Below are 25,118 nucleotides of genomic sequence, written 5' to 3'. Positions count from 1 at the left end.
TCACTCGGCGAAGCCGCTCGTTCCTGCTGTTCGCGGCGCCGAGACGGGCGGGGTCGATTGGAACGGCTGCGCGCCCGCACCAACCGGAGCCCAGCACCCGCCCCGGGCCTGCCTCCTCACTCTGGAACGGACAGTGAGCAGGAACCACAGCGCTGGCTGGGCTCATTTGAGGCATTAATGAGGCACTGTGCGTCCCTTGAATCCCACGCAGAGTCACTAGAGTGGCCCCGGCGGAAGGAGGACGCGTGGCCCTCAAGCGATACCGGCTGGTGCAGCGGCGCAAGATGCTGGGATTCAGTCAGGAGCGATTCGCCAGCGCCCTCGGTGTAGATCGCTCAACGGTGGTCCGATGGGAGCGCGCCGAGACGGATCCTCAGCCGTGGCATCGGGTCCGGATCGCCGAAGCGCTCCAGGTGCCGCTGGACCAGCTTCAGGAGATCCTCGATGATGTCTCCGTCGCGACACCTCGAGGAAGCAGCATGGGAGACACCCCCGGCCATACCCAAGCCGCAACGCGCGCCGAGTTGCTGACCGGCCTGCGCGCCTTCCTCACGCGCTACCTGCCGAACGACGGCACCGGGCGCCCCTCTGCCTCACTGCCCGACGTGCGGCGGGCTGTTGCCCGCGTGCACGGGCTATACCAGCGAGCCAGTTATGTCCCCGCCTCGCGCCACATCCCGGACGTCCTCCGAGCCGCAACCGAGCTGACCCAAGCTGGATCGGGAATCCACCGGGCGACCGGCTTCAAGCTGCTCGCCGCCGCATACATCGCGGCGTCGAAGATCGCCTGCAAGGTCGGCGACGGCGAGACGGCACTCCTCACCGCCGACCACGCCGCCACCTCGGCACAACTCGCCGACGACCAGGCGCTGGCAGCGGTCGCCGCGTACCAAGCTGCGTGTGCCCTCCTCCGGTTGCCGGATCGCCTCGCCGAGGCTGAGGCGATCACCGGCGCCAGCATCGACCACCTGGGACGGGTGCGGTCATCGCCCCACCCGGATCTGACCTCCGCGCAGGGCGCGCTCCTGCTCCTCGCCGCCATCATTGCGGCGCAGCAGGGTGAAGTGAAGCGGGCCGGGCGTCACCTCACGCAGGCACAGGCCCTCGCGGCGGATCTCGGATTCGACCAGAACCGATTGTGGACAGGGTTCGGGCCAACCAACGTCTCCATCCATTCGGTGTCTGCGGCCGTCACGGCTGGCAACGCCGAACGTGCCGTCGAGATTGGAAGTCGACTAGACACGTCCCGGCTGCCCATCGCACTGGTCGGGCGACGGGCGCAGGTTCACCTGGACCTCGCGCAGGCATGCGCGATGGGCAGCGGCGGCAGCTCGCTCGCCGTCCTTCACCTGCTGGAAGCCGAACGAGTCGCGCCCGAGGTGCTCGGCGCCAACGTCCAGGCACGGGCCCTGCTGCTCGACCTGCTGTCAAAGGAACGCCGAACCGCGACGCCCGGCCTACGGCCGATGGCCGTACGGGCAGGGCTGATCACATGACCGACGGGAAGGTCCTGTACCTCGTCGTATGCGCCGCACCCCCGGCACTCCAGATCGACGAACTCGTCGACCTGCTGATGACAGACGGCTGGACCGTCTGCGTGATCGCCACACCGACAGCGGCGACCTGGATCGACCGGGACGCCCTGGCCATGCAGACTGGCTATCCGGTCCGTTACGAGTGGCGACAGCCGGGCGAGCCAGACGCGCTGCCCAAGGCGGACGCCGTAGTGGTCGCGCCAGCGACCTTCAACACGATAAACAAGTGGGCACTCGGCATCAGCGACAACGTCGCCCTCGGCATCCTCAATGAGGCGTTGGGTCTTGGTCTCCCGATAGTCCTCCTACCGTTTGTCAAGCGAGCCCTGACCTCTCACCCTGCATACAAGCGCAGCATCGACGCACTTCGCACGAGTCGCGTGGCCCTTGCCGCCCGGCCTAAAGAGCTCCAGGAACCCGGCCGGGAAGAGGCACCCTGGCCCAGCGTTCTCACTGCCATAAAAAACCTCTAGCCCGATCACATGCCAAGCCACTCCCGCGCGGCGCACTTGGCTCGGACCAGCTAGCCACACGTACACAACATCCCCGACCGGCCTGAGATCGACACCCCCGACCACTCACAGGATCACGCGAGTGGCTCACACACCGAACACCGACAGGAAAGCTGTCCGGCATGCGACAGATGGCGTTTTCCGGGCGCCGCGTGCCTGACTCGCTGACTATCGTTCGGCTCCGCATCCATCCGTCTCTTAGGACAGACGTTATCGATGGTGACCGACGCCGGTCGACCGGAGCCGACCCTGATCATGCACTTCACGCACATCGACAACCTGCCGGGCATCCTGAAAGCCGGCAAGTTGTTCTCGGACAGCGGCGTGGGCTCGCAGTTGGCAACGAACGTGGGTGCCGCAGAGATCAAGGCGCGCCGGCGGCAACGGATTGTTCCCTGTACGCCGGGCGGCGTCGTCGCCGACTACGTGCCGTTTTACCTCGCGCCACGGTCCCCGATGATGTATCGCATCGCGTGCGACCACCGTGACGGAAAGCCGGGTTGCTACCCAGGAGGGGACGATCCGCTCGTCTACCTCGTGAGCTCGGTAGAGCGGGTTGACGCCGCCGGGCTCGACTGGGTGGCGAGCGACGGCAACTGTTCGGTAGGACTCACAAGCTTCTCGGCCCGCCTCGATGATCTTGCCGCGCTCATCGACTGGCCGCTGCTGCGAGCGAGAGTCTGGAAGGACATCCCCGAGGACATGGATCGGATGCGCCGGCGGGCTGCCGAGTTCCTGGTGCATCGTGAGTTTCCCCTCAACCTGGTCATCGGTTACGCCGTACGGACGGACGAACGGCAAGAGCAGGTGAAGCAGCTCCTGCGTGACGCTGGCATGATCGAGCCGTACGTTCGTGTCAGACCGGACTGGTACTACGGTTACGAGCGGCGGGAGGTGCGCCAATGATCATCTTGAGTCACGGGAACCTGCTGACCGCTGACGCCGACGCGCTGGTCAACACCGTGAACACGGTCGGAGTGATGGGCAAGGGCATCGCCCTGCAGTTCAAGCGCGCCTACCCGGCCAACTACGCCGCCTACCGAGCCGCGTGCGGCAGCAACGAGGTCCGCCTAGGCCGAGTGTTCGTATTCGACTCGGCCCGCCTCGGCCCTCGCAGATACGTAATCAACTTCCCCACCAAGGGCCATTGGCGAGCCGATTCGAGATTGTCGGACATTGAGGCTGGTCTTGCCGATCTCGTACGTGTCGTACGCGAACGGCAGATCACGTCGGTGGCTGTTCCCGCTCTGGGCTGCGGCAACGGGGGGCTCGACTGGAACGAGGTGCGGCCGGCTATCGAGCGGGCCTTCGCCGAGCTTCCCGATGTGCGGGTGCTGCTCTTTCCACCGGAGGGGGCACCGGACCCGGCCGACATGCCGGTAGCGACCGAGAAGCCTCCGCTGACCTCCGGACGGGCCACCCTACTGCAGGCCATAGATCGTTATCTGGAACGGGCACGCGCGCTCGAGCCGCGCGACGGCGTCACACTTCTAGAGATCCAGAAGATCGCCTACTTCCTGCAGGTCCTTGGGCAGCCGCTACGCCTGCAGTTCAATCGCGGCCGCTACGGCCCGTATGCCGAGAACCTCAACCACGTCCTGGACAGGCTGGAGGGGCATTACCTCACCGGCTTCGGCGACCGGTCAGCGCGGGTCGAGGAGCTTCAGCCGATCCGACTCACCGTCGGCGCTGCCGAGGCGGTCAGAGTCTGGCACGCCGCTCATGACTCGACGCCGTCCGAGGTGTTGGACCAGTTGACGCGCCTGGTCGACGGTTTCGAGGCCCCTTACAGCCTTGAGCTACTGGCAACCGTCCATTACGCGGCCGCGCTGCATCCGCCCACCAGCGATCTCGACGAATTGACCGAGCGAGTTCGTAATTGGAGTGGCCGGAAAGCACGCCTTTTCACTGCTCCGCATATCCGGCTGGCCTACGACCGTCTGCAGTCAGCGGGTCTAATACCCGCGTTGAATGCTGCGTGAAGGTTTTATCAACGGGCCTCAAGCCCATCAGGTATGGGGGTCAGCGAGTGGTGACGCGGATGGGCGAGGCTTCTCGGTGACGGATCTCGAACGGGGCATCTACGAGCACCTCATTACCAGCGATCTCGCCAACCGGCTTGGCACGGTGGATGGGGCGCGTATCCAGCGCGGAAACCTCGACCCCGCCGACGCGCCCGATGCCCTCGCCCGTCACGTCGCAGCCCTTGCCCAGCGCGCGTTGCACGCCGTCGGCGGTGGTGACGACCGGCTTCAGCGCCAGGTCGACCTGGCGAACCGGATGGCGGAGGCCATCGGAGCGCTCAGCCCGCAGGCAGCCACCGCACAGGATCAGATCGCCGACGCCCAGCACCTCCTGCACGCGATCGCCGCTCCGCCCATCCCGCCCGCGCAGCCCGTCTTCCCGTCGCGGCCCACCACTCCGCTCTCCACCGGGGCGCTCCTGGTGAACGGCAAGCATCAGCCGCGCATCGGGCACGAGGTCACGCACGAGATGGCCTCCGCGGACCGGGTGGATCTGCTCTGCGCCTTCATCAAGTGGTACGGGCTGCGCGTCGTCGAGCCGTCGATCCGGGACCTGATCGCCCGGGGCGGAAGGCTCCGGGTCATCACCACGACCTACCTCGGCGCGACCGATCAGCGGGCCCTCGACCGGCTCGCCGAGTTGGGCGCCGACATCAAGGTGTCGTACGAGACCCGGACCACCCGGCTGCACGCGAAGGCGTGGCTGTTCCGCCGCAACAACGGCACCAGCACGGCGTACGTCGGCTCGTCGAACCTGTCGAGGACCGCCCTGATCGACGGCGTGGAGTGGAACGTCCGCATCTCCAACCTGGAGCAGCCGTACGTCATCGACACGTTCACCGCGACCTTCGAGGACTACTGGAACGACCCGGCGTTCGAGGCGTACGACCCGGCCCGGGACGCCGACCGGTTGCGGCACGCGCTGCGCGGGGAGCGCCCCGGCGAGACGCCCACCGAGATCGCCAGCCTGGACGTGCGGCCGTACGGCTACCAGGCGGAGATCCTGGCCGACCTGGACGCCGAGCGGCAGGTCCACGGCCGGCACCGGAACCTCGTCGTCATGGCCACCGGCACCGGAAAGACTGTGGTGGCGGCGCTGGACTACCGGCGGCTGCACCGTGCCGGCACGGTCGACTCGCTACTCTTCGTCGCCCATCAGGAGCAGATCCTGCGGCAGAGCCTGTCGACGTTCCGTCAGGTGATGGGCGACGGCAGCTTCGGCGAGACGCTGGTCGGTGGCCGCGAGCCGCAGCACTGGAAGCACGTCTTCGCCTCCATCCAGTCGCTGCACCGGCGGGAGATCGACCCCGAGGCGTACGACATGGTGATCGTGGACGAGTTCCATCACGCCGAGGCGCCCACGTACGCCGAGCTCCTCACCCGGCTGCGGCCACGCGTCTTGCTGGGGCTGACGGCGACCCCCGACCGGGCCGACGGCGGCGACGTACGCCGCTGGTTCGACGGCCGCGCGGCCGTGGAGCTGCACCTGTGGGAGGCGTTGGAGCGGCAGTTGCTCGCGCCATTCCAGTATTTCGGACTGCACGACGACGTGGACCTGTCGCAGCTGCGGTGGAAGCGCGGGCAGGGGTACGACCCGACGGAGCTGGACAACCTCTACACCGGCAACGATGCGCGGGCGCGGGCGGTGCTGCGGGCCGCTCGGGAGCTGGTCGACGTGTCGCGGATAAGGGCGTTGGGTTTCTGCGTGAGCATCGGGCACGCCGAGTTCATGGCGGACTGGTTCACCAAGCACGACGTACCGTCGGCGGCGGTCACCTCGCGGGTCGACCCCGCCGGCCGGCTGGCCTTGCTGCGGGACTTCAAGGCCGGCAAGCTGCGCGTCCTCTTCACGGTCGACCTGTTCAACGAGGGCGTCGACCTGCCGATGGTCGACACGATCCTCATGCTGCGGCCCACGGAGAGCGCGACCATCTTCCTTCAGCAGCTCGGTCGCGGGCTGCGCCTGGACGACGACAAGCCCTGCCTGACGGTGCTCGACTTCATCGGCGGGCAGAACGCCCACTTCCGCTTCGACCTGCGCTGGCGGGCGCTGACCGGGGTGAGCCGGCGGGCCGTGAAGGAGGCGGTCGAGGAAGACTTCCCGTCGCTGCCGAGCGGCTGCCACGTCCAGCTCGATCGGGTCGCCAAGGAGATCGTGCTCGCCAACCTCAAGTCGGCGCTGCCGACGTCGAAGCCGGGGCTCGTCGCCGAGCTGCGGCAGCTCGGCGACGTGAGCCTGGCGGAGTATCTGCGGGAGAGCGGCCTGGAGATCGAGGATGTCTACCGATCAGCTGGGGTCGGTGGATGGACCGGGCTGCGCCGGCTCGCCGGCCTGGACACCTCGACACCCGGCCCGGATGACCGTGAGCTGAGCCGGGCCTTTGGTCGGATGCTGCACCTCGACGACCCCGACCGGCTGGACCTGCTGGCCCGGGTCGCGGGCGGCGCGCGGCCCGAGGCGGGACGCCTGTGGGACCTGCTGCACTTCGACCTGTGGGGACCGAACGCACCGCTGACCTCGCGGGACGAGCGGCTTGCGCGGCTCTGGGCCGACCCGGCCCGCTGCGCCGAGCTGCGGCAGGTGGCGCAGGTGCTGCGGGACCGCATCCACCGGGTCACCGAGGCGGTCGACCTCAAGGATGTGCCGTTGCGGGTGCACGCCCGGTACAGCCGCAACGAGGCGTGCGCCGCGTTCGGTATGCCGAACCCGGGATCGCTGCGCGAGGGCGTGAAGTGGCTGCCGGACGCCCAGGCCGACCTCTTCTTCGTCACCCTGGTCAAGTCGGAGGCGCACTACTCCCCCACGACCATGTACGCCGACCGGGCCGTCACCGACACGCTCTTCCAGTGGGAGTCACAGAGCACCACGTCGACTGCCTCGGCGACCGGGCAGCGCTACATCCATCACGACGAGCGCGGTTCGACGGTGCACCTGTTCGTCCGGGAGACCAAGGTCGCCGACCGTGACCTGGGCGCGCCGGCCTACCTCTACGCCGGCCCCATGACGTACGAGTCGCACACTGGCGACCGGCCGATGCGCATCCTGTGGCGGATGCGGCACCCGCTGCCCGCCGACCTCTACGCCGCCGCCCGAGCGATCGCCGCCTAACTGCGCGGTTCGGTCGTCAGGGTGAACGCTGGGCGGTCGACGGCTGGGCCGCCAGCCGGGGTTCCACGTCCTCGGGCAGCTCCGCCCCGCAGAGCGCGCAGACGTAGTCGTCGTCGCGGACGACGTTGCGTTCACCGCAGTCGAGGCAGCGTCGGAAGACGACCGCCGCGGTGAACCCGTCCGGACGGTCGACACCGGCACGGTCGAGGGCGTCGGCCACTGCCATCCAGGAGGCGGGGTCGGGGCAGTAGCCGGTGGACTGGTTGCTGACCTCGGTCACGACCCAGCGGTCCTGCTCGGCGGTGAAGGCGATCTCGCCCGCGCCGAGGACCTCGCCACCGCCGGCGCAGGCGACGTGTTCGCTGCGTCTCGGCGCGAGCCGCAGGGTGCCGCCGGGGTCGATGACGTAGGTGAACGGCTCGTCGTGGTCGCGTGGGTCGGTGGCCGCCAGGTAGGCGTCGAGGTCGGCCGGTGATCGGATGGGCGCGCCCTCGGGGAAGTCGCCGACCGACGCCCGCACGTCGGCCGGGCCGACGTACCGGTATCGACGCGCCGCTACCGTCACGGCACCGAGCGTACGCCCGTCTGAGCCCCACCGTGGACGACCACGCGGGCCCCCCACTATCCCGGCTGGTCGGCGGTTCGGGCGTGCCGCCCGGTGGCGGGCCGGGCGTCGCCGTGCCCCGGCCACCACGCCTTGTGTCCGATCAGCGCGGTGAGGGCGGGAACGAAGAACATCGACATGACGAAGGCCGACAGCACGATGCCGATGGCCACCGCGAAGCCCATCTGCTGCAGGAACGAGATGGGCGCGAGCAGCAGCACCGCGAACGTCCCGGCCAGGATCAACCCTGCTGCCGCGACGGTCGGGCCGGCGTGTTCGACGCCGATGGCGGCGGCCCGGTGTGGCTCGTTGCCGGCCCGTGCTTCCTCGCGGAGTCGGGCGATCATCAGGATGTTGTAGTCGGTGCCGATCGCCACCACGAAGAGGTAGAGGATGATCGGCAACTGGAAGGTGACGCCGGGTTCGCCCCGGATGCCTTGGAAGAGGTAGACGGTGGCGCCGAGGGTGGCGGCGAAGTTGAGCAGCACCGCGATCACGAGGTAGATGGGCGCGACCAGGCTGCGCAGCAGCAGCGCGAGGATGAGCGCGATCAGGGCGGCCGCGACGGGCAGGATCACCGACAGGTCGCGGTTGTTGGCCGAGTTGATGTCCGCGAAGATCGCGGTGGTCCCGCCGACCAGCGCCCGGGTGCCGGGTGGGGCCGCCGCGTGTACGGCGCGCCGCAGGTCCTCGCGGACGAGGGTGATCGCCTCGTTGGAGACCGGGTTCTCGTTGAGCAGCAGGTTGACCCGGGCGACACTCGGGTCGGTGCTGCGCTCCGGGGGCTGCGCCTGGCCCACCCCGGGGGCTTTCGCTACGGCGGCCGAGAATTCGGTGATCTGCTGCTCGGTCAGCGGTGACCCGTTGGTGGTGGTCAGGTAGGTCTCGGTGGGGGCGAGCGCACCGGCGGCGAACCCGCGTTGCAGGTCCTTCGCGGCCTTCGCCGACTCGGTGTCCTGGGGGAAGCCGGCGCTGAAGTCGTAGTCGGCCTTGTAGCCGAACACGCCGACGGCGAGCGCGACCAGGAGGGCGCCGGAGGCCGCCGCGACGAGCGCCGGCCGGCGTCCGATGGCGGTGCCGAGCCGGTGCGACACGGTGGCCTTGGGTGCGCGCTGCCACGCCTTGGAGGGCCAGAAGACGTACCGGCCGAGCAGCGAGACGACCGCCGGGATGAGGGTGAGTGAGGTGACCAGCATGACGGCGACGGCGATGGCGAGCGCCGGGCCGAGGGAGCCGAAGAAGCCCAGGGAGGCGAGGAGCAGCACGAGGAACGCGACGATGACCGCCCCGGCGGCCGAGGTGATGACCTCACCGACCCGCTGGACGGAGATGATCATCGCGGTGCGCTTGTCGTCGCCGGCGCGCAGCCGCTCCCGATAGCGGAAGAGCAGGAACAGGATGTAGTCGGTGCCGATGCCGAAGAGCACGATCAGCAGGATCGTCTGCACGTCCTGGCTGACGCTGAGGTCGAAGGCCTTGCCGGCGGCGGCGACGAGACCCGTCGTGATGCTCAGGACGACTCCGACGACCACCACGGGCAGCACCGCGGCGATGGGGCTGCGGAAGATGATCAGGATCAGTCCGATGATCAGGATGATGGTGGCGATGCCGACGACGGCGAAGGCCTGGTTGAAGGTGTCCTCGTTGTCGACGAAGCTCGCCACGTCGCCGGCCACGCCTGCGGTCAGCCCACTGTTCGCCAGCTCCGGGCCGAGGTCGCGCCGCAGGTCGCGGACGGCGTCGAGCAGCGCCGGGTCGTCCGGGGTGGGGGCGTCGAGCCCGACGCTGATGATCTGCACCGACTTGTCGGGCGCCACGGCCTGCGGGCCGGTCAGGTAGCCGGACGTGTGCGGGATGTTCCTGGCCTTGAGCGACTGGGCGAGCTGACCCACCCTGGCCTCGTCCGCCGGCGTGAGCTTCTGCCCGTCGGCGCGCTTGACCACGATGGTCGCCGTCGCCGTGGCCTGCTGTGGGAACGCCTTCTGCCCGAGCTCGGTGGCCCGCACGGACTCGTAGGAGCGGGGCAGGAAGCTCTCCTGGTCGGCGGAGGTGATGTCGCTCAACGACGGTGTGGTGGCGATGATGGCGGCCGCCGCGATCACCCACCCGGCGATCACCCACCACGCCTTGCCGACGACGAACCTGCCCAGCCGCTCGAACATGCTTCCCCCGTGGGTCCGGCACCGACGTCTGGGCCCGGACCGCCCAGGGGCACCCGCCCGTCACCGCGTCGGGCAGTCTTCGCCACCCGCTGTGCAGCCTACCGTCGCAAGTCGCCCCTTTTCGGACACTTGGGCTCGGCCGCCGCGGGTGCCCGCGGGGACGGGGGCCGGTCCGGTCGGACCGGCCCCGCTCACCTGGCGTACGTCAGGCCGGCTCCGACCACTCGTTGACCCGGCGGACGTCGACCTCGACGTCGACGCCGGCCTCGATGAAGAGATCGACGAACCGCTTCGCCCACTCCATCGCCTCGTCCTTCGACCGGACCTCCAACAGCGCGAACCCGGCGATGAGCTCCTTGGTCTCGGTGAACGGACCGTCGGTGATGGTGGTCTTGCCCTTCTCGGCGGTGATCCGCCCGGACTCCTTGCTGCTCTTCTCCAGGCCCTCACCGGCGAGGAGGACGCCGGCCTTGGCGGCCTCGCCGACGAAGGCACCCATCCGCTCGATGAACTCGGGGCTCGGGTCGAAGGTGCCGGGCTGGTCCTCGTCGAGCTTGTGCATGAGCATGTAGCGCATTTCGGTGGTTCCTCTCCAGGATCTCGGTGGCTCTCACTGACGCGTCGATCGGATCGGCCGGGATCCGACATCCGGTTTCAAGATTTTTCTGACCGCTGTCGACGGCCCGTCTGGTCGCACGCGGCGGCCCGGTCGAGCAGCAGTGCCCGCTCCCGCGCGTTGCCGGCCAGTGACGCCGCGCGTTCGAACTCGCGCCGCGCCTCGTCGTGCCGCCCGAGCTTGGCGAGCAGGTCGCCGAGCACGCTGGGCAGCAGGTGGTACTGGGCGAGCGCCGGCTCGTCGGCCAGCTTCCGGGCCAGCTCCAGACCGGCGGCGGGGCCGTCGGCCTGGGCGACCGCGACCGCGCGGTTCAACTCCACCACGGGCGAGGGCACCAGCCGGGCCAGCTCCGCATAGAGGGTCGCGATCCGCGCCCAGTCAGTCTCCTCCGGCGTACGCGCCCGCGCGTGGCAGGCGGCGATCTCGGCCTGGACGGCGTACGGGCCGGGGTGGTCGGTGCGGGCCCGGTCGAGGGCGGCGAGGCCGCGGCGGATGAGCAGCTGGTCCCAGCGACTGCGGTCCTGGTCGTTGAGGAGGATCGGCTCGCCGTCGGGGCCGGTGCGGGCGCGGGTCCGCGACGCCTGGATCTCCAGCAGCGCGGCGAGCCCGTGCACCTCGGGTTCGTCCGGCATGAGGCCCTGCAACTGTCGGGCCAGCCGCAGCGCCTCCTGCGCGAGGGCGGGGCGCATCCAGTCGTCGCCGGCGGTGGCCGCGTACCCCTCGTTGAAGATCAGGTAGACGACCTCCAGCACCGACCCGAGGCGTTCGGCGCGTTCGGCCGGCTCGGGGACCTCGAACGGCACCTTGGCCGCGGCGAGGGTCTGCTTGGCGCGGGTGATCCGCTGCCCGATGGTCGACTCGGTGGTGAGGAAGGCGCGGGCGATCTCGCCGGTGGTGAGGCCGCCGAGCAGCCGCAGGGTGAGCGCGGCCCGCGCGATCGGGGAGAGCACCGGGTGGCAGGAGACGAAGATCAGCCGCAGCAGGTCGTCCTCGATGCGGTCCTCGACGGCGGCGTCGAAGTCGGGGGTGTGGTGCTCGTCGAGGTCACGACCGAGGGCGTCCACCACCCGGTCGCGGGTCTGCTGGCGGCGGACCAGGTCGACGGCCCGCCGTCTGCCCACTGTCGTCAACCACGCGCCGGGGTTGGTGGGTACGCCGTCGCGCGGCCACTGTTCGAGGGCGGCGACCATCGCGTCCTGCGCCAACTCCTCGGCCAGCCCGACGTCCCGGACGATCCCGGCGATGCCGGCGACGATCCGACCGGCCTCCATCCGCCACACCGTTTCGACGGTGCGCCGCACCTCGAACACCCCCACGAAGCACATCACAGCAGGTCAGGCCGGGCGTCCGCCAGCGCACCCCCACCGACGTCGAGGCCGCTCGGTCAGGCGGCGCCGGACTTCGGCGCGAACCGGACGTCGAAGCGAATGGTCGGGGCGTCGTAGCACCGCCTGTCGGGTGGCGCCGCCTGTCGTTCCCGGTGTCTGTCACACCGGCCGCCTAGCGTGGGCGACAACGTGCCCGAGGAGGAGCGGCGATGATCGACCATCTGTCCGTCCAGGTCCGCGACGTGGCCGCGAGCGCCGCGTTCTACGACGCCGTGCTCGCGCCGCTCGGCGGCCGACGGCTGCTGGAGTTCCCGGACGCCATCGGCTACGGCCGGGAACGGCCCGACTTCTGGCTGGGGCCGACGGTGACCCCGGGCGACGCCCGCGAGGTGCACCTGGCGTTCACCGCCGACAGCCGGGCCGCCGTGCGGGCGTTCCACGACGCCGCCGTGGCGGCCGGCGCGGAGGTGCTGCACGCCCCGCGCGTATGGCCGGAATATCACCCGGCCTACTACGGCGCCTTCGTCCGTGACCTCGACGGCAACAACGTCGAGGCCGTCTGCCACACGCCGGAGTGACCGGCTGATGGAGCAGCGGATCAGCCTCGTCACCCTCGGCGTCACCGACCTGGCTCGGGCGCGCACCTTCTACGAGCGGCTGGGCTGGCGCGGCCAGGAGGTCGAGGAGACGGTCTTCTTCCAGGCCGGCGGGTTGGCGCTGGTGCTGTGGGGGCGGGACAAGCTGGCCGCCGACGCGGGTGTCGACGATCCGGGCGGCGGCTTCGGCGGGTTCACGCTGGCACAGAACGTCCGCTCCCGGGCCGAGGTCGACGCGCTGCTGGCGGCGGCCGGCGCGGCCGGCGCGAAGGTGACCCGGCCGGCCCGGGAGACCTTCTACGGCGGCTACGCCGGCTGCTTCGCCGACCCGGACGGCCACGTCTGGGAGATCGCCTGGAACCCGGGCCTCCCCCTCGCCGCGGACGGCACGGTGACCGTCCCGGACTTCGGCGCCCCCGACTGAGCCACCGCCACCCGGGCTGATCGAGGAATGATCGACTCCGATTCCCTGATATCGCGGTGTCCGGGGCGACCGGATACCGCGATATCGCTGATCCCGTGTGGATCACGCCCCGGATCACCGAGCGCCGGACACCGGGCACGGGCACCGAGCACCGGGCGCGCCCGGCGCCGGTAGATCTTGGTGAGTTGTGGCCCCTATGGGGGCACTAATCGTCCAAGATCTGGGGGCGTGGTCCGCGTCGACCGCTCCGCGCGGGACGTATGTCCGGTTTGGCGGGTGTCCGGGGTTGGGGTTCGGGTCCCGTGGGCGGGGCCACCTCGGGGCGAATTCGTGGCGGCCCGACACCGACACCGACACCGACACGCACCGACACCGACACGCACCGGCACCGGCACCGGCACCGGCACCGGGCGGAGGTACGTCAGTCGCGGGGGCAGAGCAGCGGGTCGAGCAGCGGCAGCTGGATCGGGTCGAGGCAGATGGTGAGCAGCCGCGGGTTCGAGGTCGACGGCGGGGTCGTCGGGGTGGGCGCGGTGGTCGGCGGTGGGCTGCTCGGCGCCGGGGCGGGGGCGGGGGCGGTCGTCGTGGTGGGGGTCGGCGCGGGCGCGGGCGGCGTGGTGTCCTCGACCGGGGGCGGCGCGGGTGCGGTCGTGGGGGCCGGTGCGGTCGTCGGGGCCGGTGCGGGAGCCGTGCCCGAGTCGGATCCGCCGCCCCCGTTCGGCGTTTCCACCCGGTCGGTCGGCGTGGTGCCCCCCGGCGTTCCGGGAGCCGTCGGCCGGGAGGGCGTGTCCCCCCGGGAGGCGGGCGGCACCGGGCCGGTGGCGGGCGGCGTGACCGCGCCGCCGCCCGAGGTGAGCGGCTCGGTCGGCAGGGTCGGCACGACCGCCCCGATCGCCCAGGGTCCCTGGGTGTCGAGGGCTCCCGCCCCGATCTCGTAGCGCTGTCGGTCCTGCTCGGAGCCGCCTGCGGCGGTGCTGAAGCTGACGAACGCCAGCATGGCGACGGTGGCGGCCACCGCGCGGCGCTCGGGGCGTACGGCGGTCAGCGGCGCGTGGTGCGGGTGCGCCGGAGCCGGCGGGGTGGGCCGGCGGCGCTGATGCGCCTCGGCGAGCGCGTCGAGTTCGGCGACGACGGTGGCGCGTTCACCGCGGGCGGCGGCGACGGCGAGGGTCAGGTAGAAGCGGGTGTTCGCGACGGTGGTGTCCGGCACGAGCAGCCCGGCGAGCCGCGCCGCCGCGGCGGTGTGCAGCAGGGTGAGCGGCACGTCGGGGTGGTGGGCGGGCCCGAGCAGGTCGGCGTACCGCCACTCGCGCTGCTGCTCGCGGCCCCCGAAGGCGACGCGGTGGTTGGTGACGACGGCGAGGCCGGCATCCACGACCCGCAGGCCGCGGGGCAGGGCGCGTCCGGTGGCGCCGGGTGGTCCGACGGTGAGCGCGGGCGGGGGCAGCCCCGGCACGTGCCGGGCGATGGCCTCCACCAGCTCGGCGGCGGGCAGCACGCGGTAGACGAGTTCGTCGCTGTCGAGCTCCACGGGCAGGCCGGTCCGTGGCTGGGCGGCGCCGAGGAAGCCCGCCGCCTCGATGCGCTGCCGGGTCAGTTCGTCGGCGCGGCGGGTCCACGCGTCGAGCGCGGTCTGGTGGTCGCGGCGCCGCCGTTCGTTCTCGCGGTCGGCCCAGGTGACCCGCCAGCCGTGTCGGGTGGTCGCCGGGGCAGCGGTTTCGAGTGAGGAGATGGTCACGCGCGGTACAACAGTCCGCGTTCGGGACAGGACACGCACCGAGAATAGATGCTTCCCTTTGTTCCCGATAAGAGAGAATTGGCCCCGCCGATGGGCGGTGCTCAGCCGCTCAGGAGATCACCCGCTGCGGGTACGCCTCAACCTCCCGCGACCAGTGCTCAGCGGCGACCGCCAGGTGGTCGGCCGAGACGGTCAGCGGCAGGCGGTAGACGGCGGTCAGCGGGCGCCGCATCCACGGGGGCAGCGACTCGTAGGAGAACTCGACGGTCAGCTCGATCCGGCGACGGCGGATGACGCGGGTGTGGAACGCCAGATTCGGCTCGGTGAAGCGCAGCACGGCCGACGGAGCGGCGACACCCGATGCCGCCTCGGCGTGCCAGCGCAGCCAGTCGGTGAGCATCCCGGCCTCGGCCACGGTGAGGCTGGGCTCGCAGTGGGACCAGGCCTGACCGTCGGCGGTGCGGGCGTCCGCCTCGATGAGCAGCCAGTCGTCCCACGCCGTCGCGTCGTCGGGATCGACGGGCGGCTCGACGCCCGGCTGGTAGCCGACCGGGCGGATCCTCAGCCGCGCACCGTCGTCGGAGCGGATCTCCATGCCGATCATCATCTAGGACAAAGACCGCCATTCGTGTAGGAATCGGATCAAGATGAAGCGGATCACGGTGGCCACGGCTCGCCGCCGCCGGTCCGAGACGCGTCGACGGCGATGACTCTGCGGCATGAATATGCCGCAGAGTCATCGGGCTCGCTTCACGATCTGCTCGGCGCACGAGCGAGACGCGGACCGGCGCTTCCCGCGCGGGCGAGACGCGGCGCGGTGCCGACGGCGTGACCACCACCGCGTGGTGCGAGGTCAGGGCCCTCGATCAGGTCCAGACGGTACGGCGCACCCCGCGGTGCCCGGCACACGCCTCCCGGGAGCCACCGGTCAGGCTGACCACCCCGTCGCGGCACTGCACCAGGTAGCCCCGCCCGGACCAGAACTCCTGCGCGCAGTCGAAGTGGTCGCAGGTCTCGGCGGCGGGTTTGCGGATCCGGTAGCCGCCGCAGAAGTCGTACCCCATCGGGTTGACCGGGGCGCCGCACCGCCGCTCGGCGCTGGACGACGGCGACGCCGTGGTCTTCGGCTTCTTCGTCGGGAGCGACGCGGAGGGCTCGGACGGCGACGGCGAGGTGGCCGGCCGGATCAGCGCCGGGACCGTGCTGGGGTTGGTCGCCGGCGTGGCGGCCACGGCCCGCTCCCCGGCCGGGTCGGACGGGCCGGACTCGATGAGCGCGGCGGGCACCAGCAGCGGCAGCGTCGCCGCGATCGCCACCGTGCGCCGACCACCGGGCACCAGCGCGGAGAGCCGGGCCTGCCCGGGCGTCGCGACCGCCGGCCGGAACGGCTTCAGCTGGGCGTGCTCCGCGATCAGCTCGTCGAGCTGGTCGAGCACCGTGGCACGCTGCTCGATGGCGTCGGCGAACGCCAGGGTCAGCCGGAACCGGAAGTCGGCCGCCGCGTCGGCGGGCAGCATCAGCCCGGAGGTGCGGCGACGGTCCAGGACCTGGATCAGGGTGACCGGCGCCGCCGGGTCGTGGGCCAGGCCGGTCATCTTCCCGTACGCCCAGTCGCGTCGGCCGCGACCGCCGAGCAGCACGAGACGGCGGCTGGTGATCACGGCGGTCCCGGCGTCGGCGACGCGGACGCCGTCGGGTCGGCGTGAACGCGGCGGCGCGACCTCCGGATGGACGGTGAGGTCCGGCGCGGGCAGCACGGCGGTGTGCCGTACCTCGACCAGCTGCGCGGCCGGCCAGACCCAGAGCACCACCTCGTCGGGGGCCAGTTCCAGCGGGAGGCCGACGCCGGCCGCCGCGGAGCCCTGGAGGTCGGCGGCGAGGGCGCGCAGCCGTCGCAGTTCGTCGTCGCGCCGCCGCCAGGCGGCCTCGGCGCTGCGGTACGTCCGGTGTCGGCGCTCGTTCTGCCGGTGCGCCCACCGGTATCGCCATGTGGAACCCGTCGAATCAGTCTTTGCCACGCCGACTCCTTCGCCGCGCAGGCCACCAACCGGGGTGTCACACGTGTTAACTCCGGCGGCGGCCGACGTGGACACGCCAGCACGGACGAAATGGCCGATCGGCGGACCAAGTTGGACGATAGGGCGGTATTGCCGCGCCGAATCATGCCCGTCGGGCGTGTCGCATCAGGGTGGCGGCCCTCCCCCACCGGCTGGTGCGCAGGTCACCGGGGAGGCGCGGAGCGGGACGCCCGGGCGGCCGACATCTGGCGCGCCTGCGCCGCGCTGACCAGGCAGCCGGCCAGCAGCGCGTGGCCCTCGGCCCGGACCGCGTCGGCGTCGGGGTGGCCGGGCAGCCACTGCTCCGCCTCGCCGATGGTCAGCTCCGCCCGACCGTGCGGCAGCGGCGTCGCCCCGGGTGGGAGACCGCCGAGCCGGGCGAGGTGCCCGGCGGACAGGATCTGGAACCACATCGCGTCGGGAACGAGAACGTCGGCGAGCAACTCCACCCCCGGCCGCCGGGTGACCGGGCTCCCGGGGACCGGGGGTCGCTGCGACCACTGAGGGGAGAGCGCACGCTCACTGTCCGGCTCGGCGTCCACCCCGGCCCACAGCAACGCGGAGGCGTGCCCGCGAAGCACATCACGCAGCCCGCGCATCCGCCCGGGCAGGTCGGCGAGGAGCGGGTCGGCCGATGCCACGGTGAGCGTCGCCGCCGGCAGCGTCCGGTCCCGGCCCAGCGTCGCGGCCACCAGCCGGTCGGTGAGGTCACCGGCGAGCACGGTCAGCGCGGTCGCCGTGGGCAGGGTGGAGAGCACGGCGGCGGTGACCGGGCGGGCCGTCTCGGCGGTCAACGGCACCTGAAGGCCGAGCACGAGGGCGCTCAACTCCTCGGCAGGGCGGCGCGTGCCGTGCAGCCACTCCAGAGCGACGTCGAGCAGGGGCCACGGCGGCGGGCCCGGCACGTCGTTGAACGGCGGGCCGAGCCGCCCACGCAGGTAACACCGGGCCGACGGGCCGAAGTCCCGGACGGCGCCGACCTGGCCGGGCCGGGTCACCGAGACGGTGGCGTCGCACACCCCGGCGTCGTACAGGCGCCGGACCAGCAACTCCGGCACGGCGAGGACCTGCTCGGCCGGGAGCCGGCCGAAGTCCACGATGAGCAGTTGCGCGCCGGGCACCGGGATCGGCGCCGAGACGAACGCCGGTCCCGCCGACATGCCGTCGACGGTCGTCGCCTCAAGTCGGAGCAGGGCCCGCCGGACCGTGGCCATCGCGACGGAGAGGTGGCCGTCATCGGACCGGACCTCGACCATGAGGCTCTGCTGTTCACGCACAATTCCATCGATGTCTAGCAATACGACGACGGTCACGTGACCCCCCGACGGTGGGCGCAATTCTGCGGCGGCCCGGCGCCGTCCTTTCCCCCGCTCCGAGAAGCACGCGGAGCAGAATCGGCGCCCGTCTATTGACAGGGGAAGGGAGCCATCGGGCAGCATATGACGGCGAATGGTCGCCGCAGGTCCCCGCCGCGTCCGCTGCATTCCCGACTGGCCAATCCGTCGGATTAGTGGGAATGTGCGCGCCGTGAAAAAGTGCGGCCGAGAGCGCCCCGATGTAACGCATACACGGTAATCGACGCTGTTCGCCGCTCACCATTCCGCTCCGTTCGGCACGGCCGGTCACGCGCCGCGTGATCGCCGTACGACGCACGCGCTGTCTCGGTAACGTCAGCCGCAGACGCGGGACACGCCCCTGCGGGGCCGGGCGAGGGGGGTGAGCGTGGTGGCCGACCCGGCCGGCGACCCCGTGGTGGTCGCCGTCGACATCGGCACCACCAGCGTCAAGGTCGTCGCGTACGACACGCGCGGTCGGCAGCTCGCCGGCCACTCCGCCGGCTACCGGCTGGACGAGCCGCAACCCGGGTACGCCGAGCAGCACCCGCAGGACATCCTCGACGCGGTCGTCGGGTCGATCCGCGCCACGGTGACCGCACTCGACCGACCCGTCGCCGGGCTGTCGTTCGGCTCGGCGATGCACAGCCTGATCGGCCTCGACGGCGGCGGCAACCCGCTCACCCCGTCGATCACCTGGGCCGACTCCCGCGCCAGCCGCCAGGCCGAGCGGCTGCGCGCGGTCCCCTCCGGGCTGGCCCTGCACCGCCGCACCGGCACCCCGGTGCACCCGATGGCTCCGCTGCCGAAACTGCTCTGGTTCGCCGAGCAGGAGCCAAGGCTCTTCGGAAGCGTCGCCCGCTGGGTCGGCATCAAGGACTGGGTGCTGCTGCGGCTCTGCGGGACGCTGGTGACCGACTACTCGCTGGCCTCGGCCAGCGGCCTGCTGGACATCCACCAGCTGAGCTGGGACAGCGAGGCCCTGGCCATCGCCGGGATCAGCGCCGGCCAACTCCCCCCACTGGTCGACACCACCGCCGTGCTGCCTCGCATCACGCCGCAGGCCGCCGCCGCGACCGGCCTGCCGGCCCGCACCCCGGTGGTCGTCGGTGCCGGCGACGGCCCGCTGGCCAACCTGGGGCTCGGTGCGGTGCGCCCCGGGGTGATGGCCTGCTCCATCGGCACCAGCGGGGCGATGCGGGTCATGGTGGAGCGCCCGGGCGTCGACCCGCTCGGCGGGGTCTTCTGCTACGCGCTGACCGAGCGCCGCTGGGTCGTCGGCGGCGCCATCAACAACGGCGGCATCGTGCTCCGCTGGGCCGGCGACGCCCTCGCCCCGGATCTCGGCGCGCACGCGGAGCGGGAGCTGACCGCCCTGGCCGCCCGGGCGCCGGTCGGCTCCGGCGGGCTCATCATGCTGCCGCACCTGCTGAACGAGCGCGCGCCCCACTGGAGCGCGCTGCCCCGCGGGGCGTACGTGGGGCTGACCCGCGGGCACCGACGCGAGCACCTGGTCCGCGCCGCCCTGGAGGGGGTCTGCCAGCAGTTGGCGCTGGTGCTGGCCTCGGTCCGCGCCGCCGGCAACGAGGTCCGGGAGATCCGGGCCAGCGGTGGGTTCACCCGCAGTGGCCTGTGGCGGCAGATGCTCGCGGACGTGCTGGGCATGCCGGTGAGCTTCCCTACCGGGCCGGAGGGTTCCGGCTTCGGGGCCGCGCTGCTCGGCATGCAGGCGCTGGGCCTGATCCCGTCGATCGACGTGGCCGCCGACCTGGTGCGGATCGAGGAGACCGTCCGACCCGACGCGGCCGCCGCGGCCACCTACGCCGCGCTGCTGCCGCTCTTCGCCGAGCTGTACGACGCGCTGGTGCCCACCTTCACGTCGCTGCGCCGCCTGGCGCCGGGCCTGCCGCCGGAGTCGGCGTCCGCCCCGCCGCCCAGCTGACCGGGGGCGGCCCCGACGCGCAGGCGCGGCGCTCGGGAGGCTCGCCACGTGACGGCCCCGGAAGGGCAGCAGGTCTGCGGCGGCCGTCGCGCCCGGCGCGCTGCGGCATTGCGCCCGGCCGCTGCGCCGTCAGGGCGCCTCGACGGCGGAGATGCGGTAGCGGTGCACCTCGGCGCCGCGGATCTCCACCGTCTGCTCCTCGCTCGGCCCCGAGCCCCGGAAGTCGAGCAGTTGCTGGTCGGACTCCCAGCGCTCGTAGACGTTGACGCGCCCCGGCTCCACCGGGTCGGGGCTGATCGCGAAGTCGACGCAGCCGGGCGCCGAGCGCGCCTGCCGCACGGTGTCGAGGCAGCTGGCCAGGTAGGCGTCCCGCCCGTCCGGGTCGACGTAGAGGCTGCCGGCGACGATGATCAAGTGGACCTCCGGTGGTCGTTCGGTGACACCGTGATACTCCTCCGGTGTGACGGTTCCGGGTGGTCGCCATCCCCGCAGGGCTGAAGCCGACGTCACCCCCGCACGGGTGACACCGGCGTCAGCGGCACCAACGACCCCGCCCGTTTCTTATCGTGCAAACGTGAACAAAACAGACAAGAGGCGCTCATCTTCCTGGCGGGCGGCGCTCCGCGTACGGCCGATGCGGGTGATCGCCGCGGGCCTCGCGCTCGCGCTGCTGGCCCCCGCGCCGGCGGCGGCCGACGGGGGCGACGCGGAACCCGGCTCCGGCTCGGAGCGACCGCCCGCCAGCACCCTGGCCTGGATGGCCTTCCCCGGCGGGGTCTTCTCCGTCGACAGCGCGGCGCGGACCGTGCGCTACCGGGCCTGCGACGGCGACACCGGGCGGATCGACGACCCCGGGATGCGGGTCCGCGGCCGGGTGGCCAGCGGCGAGGTCACCGTCGATGACACGACCTACGCCTACGACATCCCGCTGGTCGGCCGGACCCGCGGCCTGCTGGAGGTCACCCGCCCCGGCGAGGAGCCGGAGGGGCTGGTCGGCGAGGTGGTCACCGAGCCGCAGCCGCCCACCGACCCGGTCGCCGGCCGGCGGCTGCTGCCGCTGACCGGGGAGCTGCGCCAGGTCGTGGACGCCTCCACCACCAACCCGGCCGGCGTGGCCGTGCGGGACCTCTCGGGCCGGTACGGCGACCAGCAGATCTCGGTCAACGGGACGTTCCGCCCGAAGGCGGCCAGCGTGATCAAGCTGTGGATCCTGGTGGAGCTGCTGCGCCGGGTGGACTGCGGCCAGGTGTCGCTGGACGACGGCGTGCTGGTCACCCCGGCCCAGGTCGTCGACGGCACCGGCGAGCTTCAGCACGAGACGTTCCCGCAGGTCGTGACCCTGTACCGACTCGCCGAATACATGATCAAGTACAGCGACAACACGGCCGCGAACGTGCTCATCGACTACTTCGGCGGCTTCGCGCCGGTCAACGACCTGATCGACTCGATGAACCAGCGCGAGACCATCCTCGCCCGCAAGATGCTCGACACCGAGGCCGCCATGCGCGGCGAGGAGAACTACACCAGCCCGGACGACGTGGTCGCCCTGCTCGGCGCGGTCTGGGACGCGCAGATCCTCACCCCCGCCACCCGGGACCTGATGATCGGGTTCATGGCCGAACAGACCCTGAACACCAAGATCCCGGCCGCGCTGCCGCCCGGCGTGCCGGTCGCCCACAAGACCGGCGACCTGCCCGACGCCTCCCACGACGTCGGCTACTACCTCATCCCCGGCACGCAGGTCGCGGTCGCCTTCCTGACCTCCGGGCCGATCGCCACCGGCGACGAGACCGTACGCCGGCTGGCCCGCACCGTCTACGACTACCTCGTCGACGACGGCCCCGTCGAGGAGTGACCCCCGGTGGCGGGCCGCGCCGCGGCGCGGCCCGCCGGACCGGGCGACCGGGTCACGCCCGGGTGATGGCGTTGGCGTGGATCGCCTCGCTCAGGTACCCGGCCAGGCCGGGCGCCATCGCCTCGTAGTGCGCGGTGAACCGCTCGTCGGCCAGGTACATGTCGGCCAGACCGGTGTGGATCTCGTACGAGCACTCGTAGAACCAGCGGCTGATGATCTGCCGGTGCTCCTCGGCCAACTCCATCGCCTCCGGGCTGTCCGCCGGCGCGCCGGACGCCTGGACCGCGACGATCCGCCGGCCCCAGTCCTCGTTCTCCTCCTTGATCCGCAGCCAGTCGTCCTTGCCGTAGCGAGACGCCCGCCGGTTCGACTCCTGGTACGCGTCGGTCCCGCCCCACCGCTGCTCCGCCTCCTCGGCGTGCGCGTCCGGGTCGAAGTCCCCGAACACCTCGAACCGCTCCTCCGGGGTCAGCCGGATGTTCACCTTCCTCGCCTCCATCGCGAACTCGATCGCCGCGACCATCTCCTGCAACCGCTTGACCCGTACGGTCAGCAGCTCGTGCTGGCGGCGCAGGTGCGCCGCCGGGTCGGCCGCCGGATCGTCGAGGATCACGGCGATCTCCTCCAACGGGAACCCCAGCTCCCGGTAGTAGCGGATGAGCTGCAACCGCTCCAGGTCCGCGTCGTCGTAGCGGCGGTAGCCGGCCGCGGTGCGCCCGCTCGGCGAGAGCAACCCGATCTCGTCGTAGTGGTGCAGCGTCCGGACCGTCACACCGGCGACCTTCGCCACCCGGCCCACCGTGTACGCCATGGTTTCCCTCCCTTCCGGAAACCAGCCTCCGGCCTGCCGTTACGTGAGGGTCAAGGCCAATTCTGCGGGTCGCCGACGCCGAGCGGCGTCAGCCGGGCCAGCAGCGCCTCGCGGCCGACCGGGCGGCCGTAGCGCCAGCCCTGGCCGTGGGCGCAGCCGATCGCGGTCACCGCCTCGTGCTGCGCGTCGGTCTCCACGCCCTCGGCCACCACCGTCAGGTCGAACGCGCCGGCCAGCCGCGCCACCATCTCCACCGTGGCGTGCGCCCGGTCGTCCGCCGAGTCGAGCCGCGCCACGAACGAGCGGTCGATCTTCAGCTCGGTGGCCGGGATGCGGTGCAGGTAGCTCAGCGAGGAGTAGCCGGTGCCGAAGTCGTCGATGGCGATGCCGATGCCGAGCTCCCGCAGCTGCCCCAGCCGCTCCAGCACCGCCTCGCTGCCCTCGATCAGCGCCGACTCGGTCAGCTCCAGGGTGAGCGCCCGGGGCGCCAACCCGGCGGCGGCCGTGGCGGCGGTGACCGTGGCGATCAGGTCCGGCCGGCGTACATGCCCGGCGGAGATGTTCACCGCGACCGTCACCTGCGGCGAGACCACCCGCCAGGCGGCGGCGGCCCGGCACGCCTCGTGGATCACCCACCGGTCGATCGGCAGGATCAACCCGGCCTCCTCGGCCAGCGACAGGAAACGCGCCGGGGTCAGCACCCCGAGCCGGGGGTGGTGCCAGCGCACCAGCGCCTCGGCGCTGCGCACCACGCCCGTGGCGACGTCCACGATCGGCTGGTACTCCAGACGCAGCTGCCGCTCGTCGACCGCCCGGCGCAGGTCGGCGATCAGCTCCGCGCGGGAGACCGCCGACTCGCGCAGCAGGGGCGTGCACGTGCGGTACGCGGACTTCCCGGCGGCCTTCGCGGCGTACATGGCGATGTCGGCGTCGCGGAGCAGGTCCGTGTGGGTGGCGTGCTGCGGGCCGTAGACGGCGATGCCGATGCTCGCCGACGGGTGCACCCCGACGTCCTCCTCGCCGTCGGAGGGTTGCAGCGCGGCGAGCAGGCGTTCGGCGAGCCGCTCGGGCGAGACCGCCCGTCCACTGTCGACCAGCACGGCGAACTCGTCCCCGCCCAGCCGGGCGATCATGCCGTCGTCGTCGACGGCGGCCTGCATCCGCGCGGCCAGCCCGGTCAGCAGGGTGTCGCCGGTGGCGTGCCCGAACCGGTCGTTGACCTGCTTGAACCCGTCCAGGTCGAGCAGCAGCACGGCCACCCGGCGGCCGTCGCGCAGGGCCTCGCGGAGCCGGCGGGTGAACATCAACCGGTTGGGCAGGCCGGTGAGCTGGTCCGTGTACGCGAGCCGCCGCAGCCGCACCACCAGCCACAGGTTCTCGTTGGCGGCCAGCCCCTGCCGGACCGCGAGCGCGGCGAGCAGCGTCATCATCCCGCCGAAGATCAGCTGCGGGGTCTGCCCGGTCGGCTGACGGGCCAGCAGCACGGCCACGATCGCGCCGCCGACCGGCAGGTACGGCAGCGCGACCCGCCACCACGGCGGCAGCGGCACGTCCGTGGTGGCGTCCTCCTCCGGGCAGCGCCGCGGCGACGGGTACCGGGTGGCCACGGCGATCAGCAGGTAACTGAGCGGCCAGCAGATGTCGACGGGGTGCCCGGAGAAGTAGTCGCCGCGCACGGCCAGCGACACGTACGCGGTGTCGGCCAGCGCGCGGGTGCCCAGGCTCGCCGCGATGAGAGTCATCGGCCGCCACATCGGCCGGACCGGGCCGGCCACCGCCACCAGGATGGTGAGCTGCATCAGGTCGAGCATCGGGTAGAGCAGCCCGAGGGTGCGGACCGGATCGGCCAGGTCGGCCGCGGCGACGTTCCGGAAGACCACCACCCAGCCGATGGGGACCAGGGCCAGCGCGACGATCACCCCGTCCAGCAGGGTGCGGGCCCGGCCGACCGTGGTGCGTGGCGCGGTCAGCGAGCAGAGCAGCGCGACGGTGCCGGTGAGAATGCCGGCGGTGAAGACCGCTCCGATCAGCGGGGTGTGCGGCAACTCGCCCCCGCCGAGCCGCTGCACCGCCCACAGTGCGCGACCGGCTGCGGCCAGGGCCATGGTCGCCGCCAGCAGCAGCCAGAACCGGCGCAGCGTCGCCGGGTGTCGACGGGCCACGGCCACACAGGCCGCCGCCGCACCGGCGGCGACGAGCATCGCGCCGACGTCGCTGGCCAGGGCCGCGCCGGGCAGCGACGCGACCAGCCAGATCGCCTCCAGGACCACGACGGCGGCGGCGGCGGCGAACAGGCCGAACCGGACCAGCCGGCCCGGAGCCGGGGCGGACGGGCCGTCCTCGGCGGGCTGCTCCACCGGCACGGGAACGGTCAGCGGCGACGGGATCGCCGCCGCGAGGAGGCCCGGAGGGAGAACGGGCGGCGCCGGGGCCCGCGGTGCGGCGCCCTGCTCAACGTCCTGCGGCGACAC

The 25,118-nt window shown here is 71.9% G+C and carries 20 protein-coding genes; 9 read left to right on the top strand and 11 right to left on the bottom strand.

The window, feature by feature from the left end:
- Positions 1 to 245 precede the first annotated feature (245 nt).
- The 5 genes from ACIBTV_RS16425 to ACIBTV_RS16405 all read left to right on the top strand — a co-directional run bounded on the left by ACIBTV_RS16425 (position 246) and on the right by ACIBTV_RS16405 (position 7,180).
- Entirely contained in the window at positions 246 to 1,496 is a 1,251-nt protein-coding gene (locus tag ACIBTV_RS16425) for a helix-turn-helix transcriptional regulator (RefSeq protein WP_396705620.1), read from the top strand.
- Positions 1,493 to 2,008: a flavoprotein gene (locus ACIBTV_RS16420; RefSeq protein WP_396705618.1), complete on the top strand. Its 516-nt coding sequence runs from the start codon at positions 1,493 to 1,495 to the stop codon at positions 2,006 to 2,008. Before ACIBTV_RS16425 ends, ACIBTV_RS16420 begins: the two co-directional genes overlap by 4 nt.
- 255 nt (positions 2,009 to 2,263) lie before the next feature.
- On the top strand, positions 2,264 to 2,953 hold the full coding sequence (locus ACIBTV_RS16415) for a DUF4433 domain-containing protein (RefSeq protein ID WP_396705616.1): 690 nt from the start codon (positions 2,264 to 2,266) through the stop codon (positions 2,951 to 2,953).
- Positions 2,950 to 4,029, top strand: coding sequence for a macro domain-containing protein (locus ACIBTV_RS16410; protein WP_396705614.1), 1,080 nt, complete (start codon positions 2,950 to 2,952; stop codon positions 4,027 to 4,029). Before ACIBTV_RS16415 ends, ACIBTV_RS16410 begins: the two co-directional genes overlap by 4 nt.
- A gap of 76 nt (positions 4,030 to 4,105) precedes the next feature.
- A complete protein-coding gene (locus ACIBTV_RS16405) occupies positions 4,106 to 7,180 on the top strand; it encodes a DUF3427 domain-containing protein (protein WP_396705612.1) in 3,075 nt (1,024 codons plus the stop codon).
- Between the two features lie 16 nt (positions 7,181 to 7,196).
- Here the strand turns inward: ACIBTV_RS16405 and ACIBTV_RS16400 are convergent, their stop codons facing one another.
- From ACIBTV_RS16400 to ACIBTV_RS16385, 4 genes are all read right to left on the bottom strand, one after another.
- The gene (locus tag ACIBTV_RS16400; protein WP_396705610.1) at positions 7,197 to 7,745 is read right to left on the bottom strand and encodes a hypothetical protein; all 549 of its coding nucleotides are present in this window, start codon (positions 7,743 to 7,745) and stop codon (positions 7,197 to 7,199) included.
- 56 nt (positions 7,746 to 7,801) lie between these two features.
- Positions 7,802 to 9,946 (bottom strand): MMPL family transporter, encoded by a 2,145-nt coding sequence (locus tag ACIBTV_RS16395; RefSeq protein ID WP_396705608.1) that lies wholly within the window; start codon positions 9,944 to 9,946, stop codon positions 7,802 to 7,804.
- Between the two features lie 205 nt (positions 9,947 to 10,151).
- A complete protein-coding gene (locus ACIBTV_RS16390; RefSeq protein WP_396705606.1) occupies positions 10,152 to 10,523 on the bottom strand; it encodes a YciI family protein in 372 nt (123 codons plus the stop codon).
- 77 nt (positions 10,524 to 10,600) lie between these two features.
- Positions 10,601 to 11,878, bottom strand: coding sequence for an RNA polymerase sigma factor (locus tag ACIBTV_RS16385; protein ID WP_396705604.1), 1,278 nt, complete (start codon positions 11,876 to 11,878; stop codon positions 10,601 to 10,603).
- A gap of 221 nt (positions 11,879 to 12,099) precedes the next feature.
- Between ACIBTV_RS16385 and ACIBTV_RS16380 the strand changes: the two genes are divergently transcribed.
- A complete protein-coding gene (locus ACIBTV_RS16380) occupies positions 12,100 to 12,468 on the top strand; it encodes a VOC family protein (RefSeq protein WP_396705602.1) in 369 nt (122 codons plus the stop codon).
- A 7-nt stretch (positions 12,469 to 12,475) separates the two neighbouring features.
- Complete coding sequence (locus ACIBTV_RS16375; protein ID WP_396705600.1) at positions 12,476 to 12,910, top strand: VOC family protein; 435 nt, start codon at positions 12,476 to 12,478, stop codon at positions 12,908 to 12,910.
- 421 nt (positions 12,911 to 13,331) lie between these two features.
- Here the strand turns inward: ACIBTV_RS16375 and ACIBTV_RS16370 are convergent, their stop codons facing one another.
- The 4 genes from ACIBTV_RS16370 to ACIBTV_RS16355 all read right to left on the bottom strand — a co-directional run bounded on the left by ACIBTV_RS16370 (position 13,332) and on the right by ACIBTV_RS16355 (position 17,982).
- On the bottom strand, positions 13,332 to 14,648 hold the full coding sequence (locus ACIBTV_RS16370; RefSeq protein ID WP_396705598.1) for a hypothetical protein: 1,317 nt from the start codon (positions 14,646 to 14,648) through the stop codon (positions 13,332 to 13,334).
- Between the two features lie 109 nt (positions 14,649 to 14,757).
- Complete coding sequence (locus tag ACIBTV_RS16365) at positions 14,758 to 15,243, bottom strand: hypothetical protein (protein WP_396705596.1); 486 nt, start codon at positions 15,241 to 15,243, stop codon at positions 14,758 to 14,760.
- A gap of 271 nt (positions 15,244 to 15,514) precedes the next feature.
- Positions 15,515 to 16,666 carry a hypothetical protein gene (locus tag ACIBTV_RS16360; protein WP_396705594.1) on the bottom strand — a complete coding sequence of 384 codons (1,152 nt, stop codon included), beginning with the start codon at positions 16,664 to 16,666 and terminating at the stop codon, positions 15,515 to 15,517.
- 203 nt (positions 16,667 to 16,869) lie between these two features.
- Positions 16,870 to 17,982 carry a hypothetical protein gene (locus tag ACIBTV_RS16355; RefSeq protein WP_396705592.1) on the bottom strand — a complete coding sequence of 371 codons (1,113 nt, stop codon included), beginning with the start codon at positions 17,980 to 17,982 and terminating at the stop codon, positions 16,870 to 16,872.
- A 448-nt stretch (positions 17,983 to 18,430) separates the two neighbouring features.
- Between ACIBTV_RS16355 and ACIBTV_RS16350 the strand changes: the two genes are divergently transcribed.
- Positions 18,431 to 19,981, top strand: a complete 1,551-nt coding sequence (locus ACIBTV_RS16350) for a gluconokinase (RefSeq protein ID WP_396705590.1) — start codon at positions 18,431 to 18,433, stop codon at positions 19,979 to 19,981.
- Positions 19,982 to 20,110: 129 nt separating this feature from the next.
- Here ACIBTV_RS16350 and ACIBTV_RS16345 read toward each other — a convergent pair whose 3' ends face one another.
- Complete coding sequence (locus tag ACIBTV_RS16345) at positions 20,111 to 20,395, bottom strand: putative quinol monooxygenase (protein ID WP_396705588.1); 285 nt, start codon at positions 20,393 to 20,395, stop codon at positions 20,111 to 20,113.
- A 160-nt stretch (positions 20,396 to 20,555) separates the two neighbouring features.
- On the opposite strand from ACIBTV_RS16345, the gene ACIBTV_RS16340 reads away from it, so the two are divergent.
- Positions 20,556 to 21,836 carry a serine hydrolase gene (locus ACIBTV_RS16340; protein WP_396705586.1) on the top strand — a complete coding sequence of 427 codons (1,281 nt, stop codon included), beginning with the start codon at positions 20,556 to 20,558 and terminating at the stop codon, positions 21,834 to 21,836.
- A 52-nt stretch (positions 21,837 to 21,888) separates the two neighbouring features.
- Here the strand turns inward: ACIBTV_RS16340 and ACIBTV_RS16335 are convergent, their stop codons facing one another.
- Positions 21,889 to 22,647 (bottom strand): MerR family transcriptional regulator, encoded by a 759-nt coding sequence (locus ACIBTV_RS16335; RefSeq protein ID WP_396705584.1) that lies wholly within the window; start codon positions 22,645 to 22,647, stop codon positions 21,889 to 21,891.
- 50 nt (positions 22,648 to 22,697) lie between these two features.
- A complete protein-coding gene (locus ACIBTV_RS16330) occupies positions 22,698 to 25,118 on the bottom strand; it encodes a putative bifunctional diguanylate cyclase/phosphodiesterase (RefSeq protein WP_396705583.1) in 2,421 nt (806 codons plus the stop codon).

Origin of the sequence: Micromonospora sp. NPDC049366 (assembly GCF_044466625.1) — a bacterium.
GTDB lineage: Bacteria > Actinomycetota > Actinomycetes > Mycobacteriales > Micromonosporaceae > Micromonospora.
Note: the sequence above shows the minus strand (reverse complement) of the source record. Positions and strands in the feature narration are given on the sequence as shown.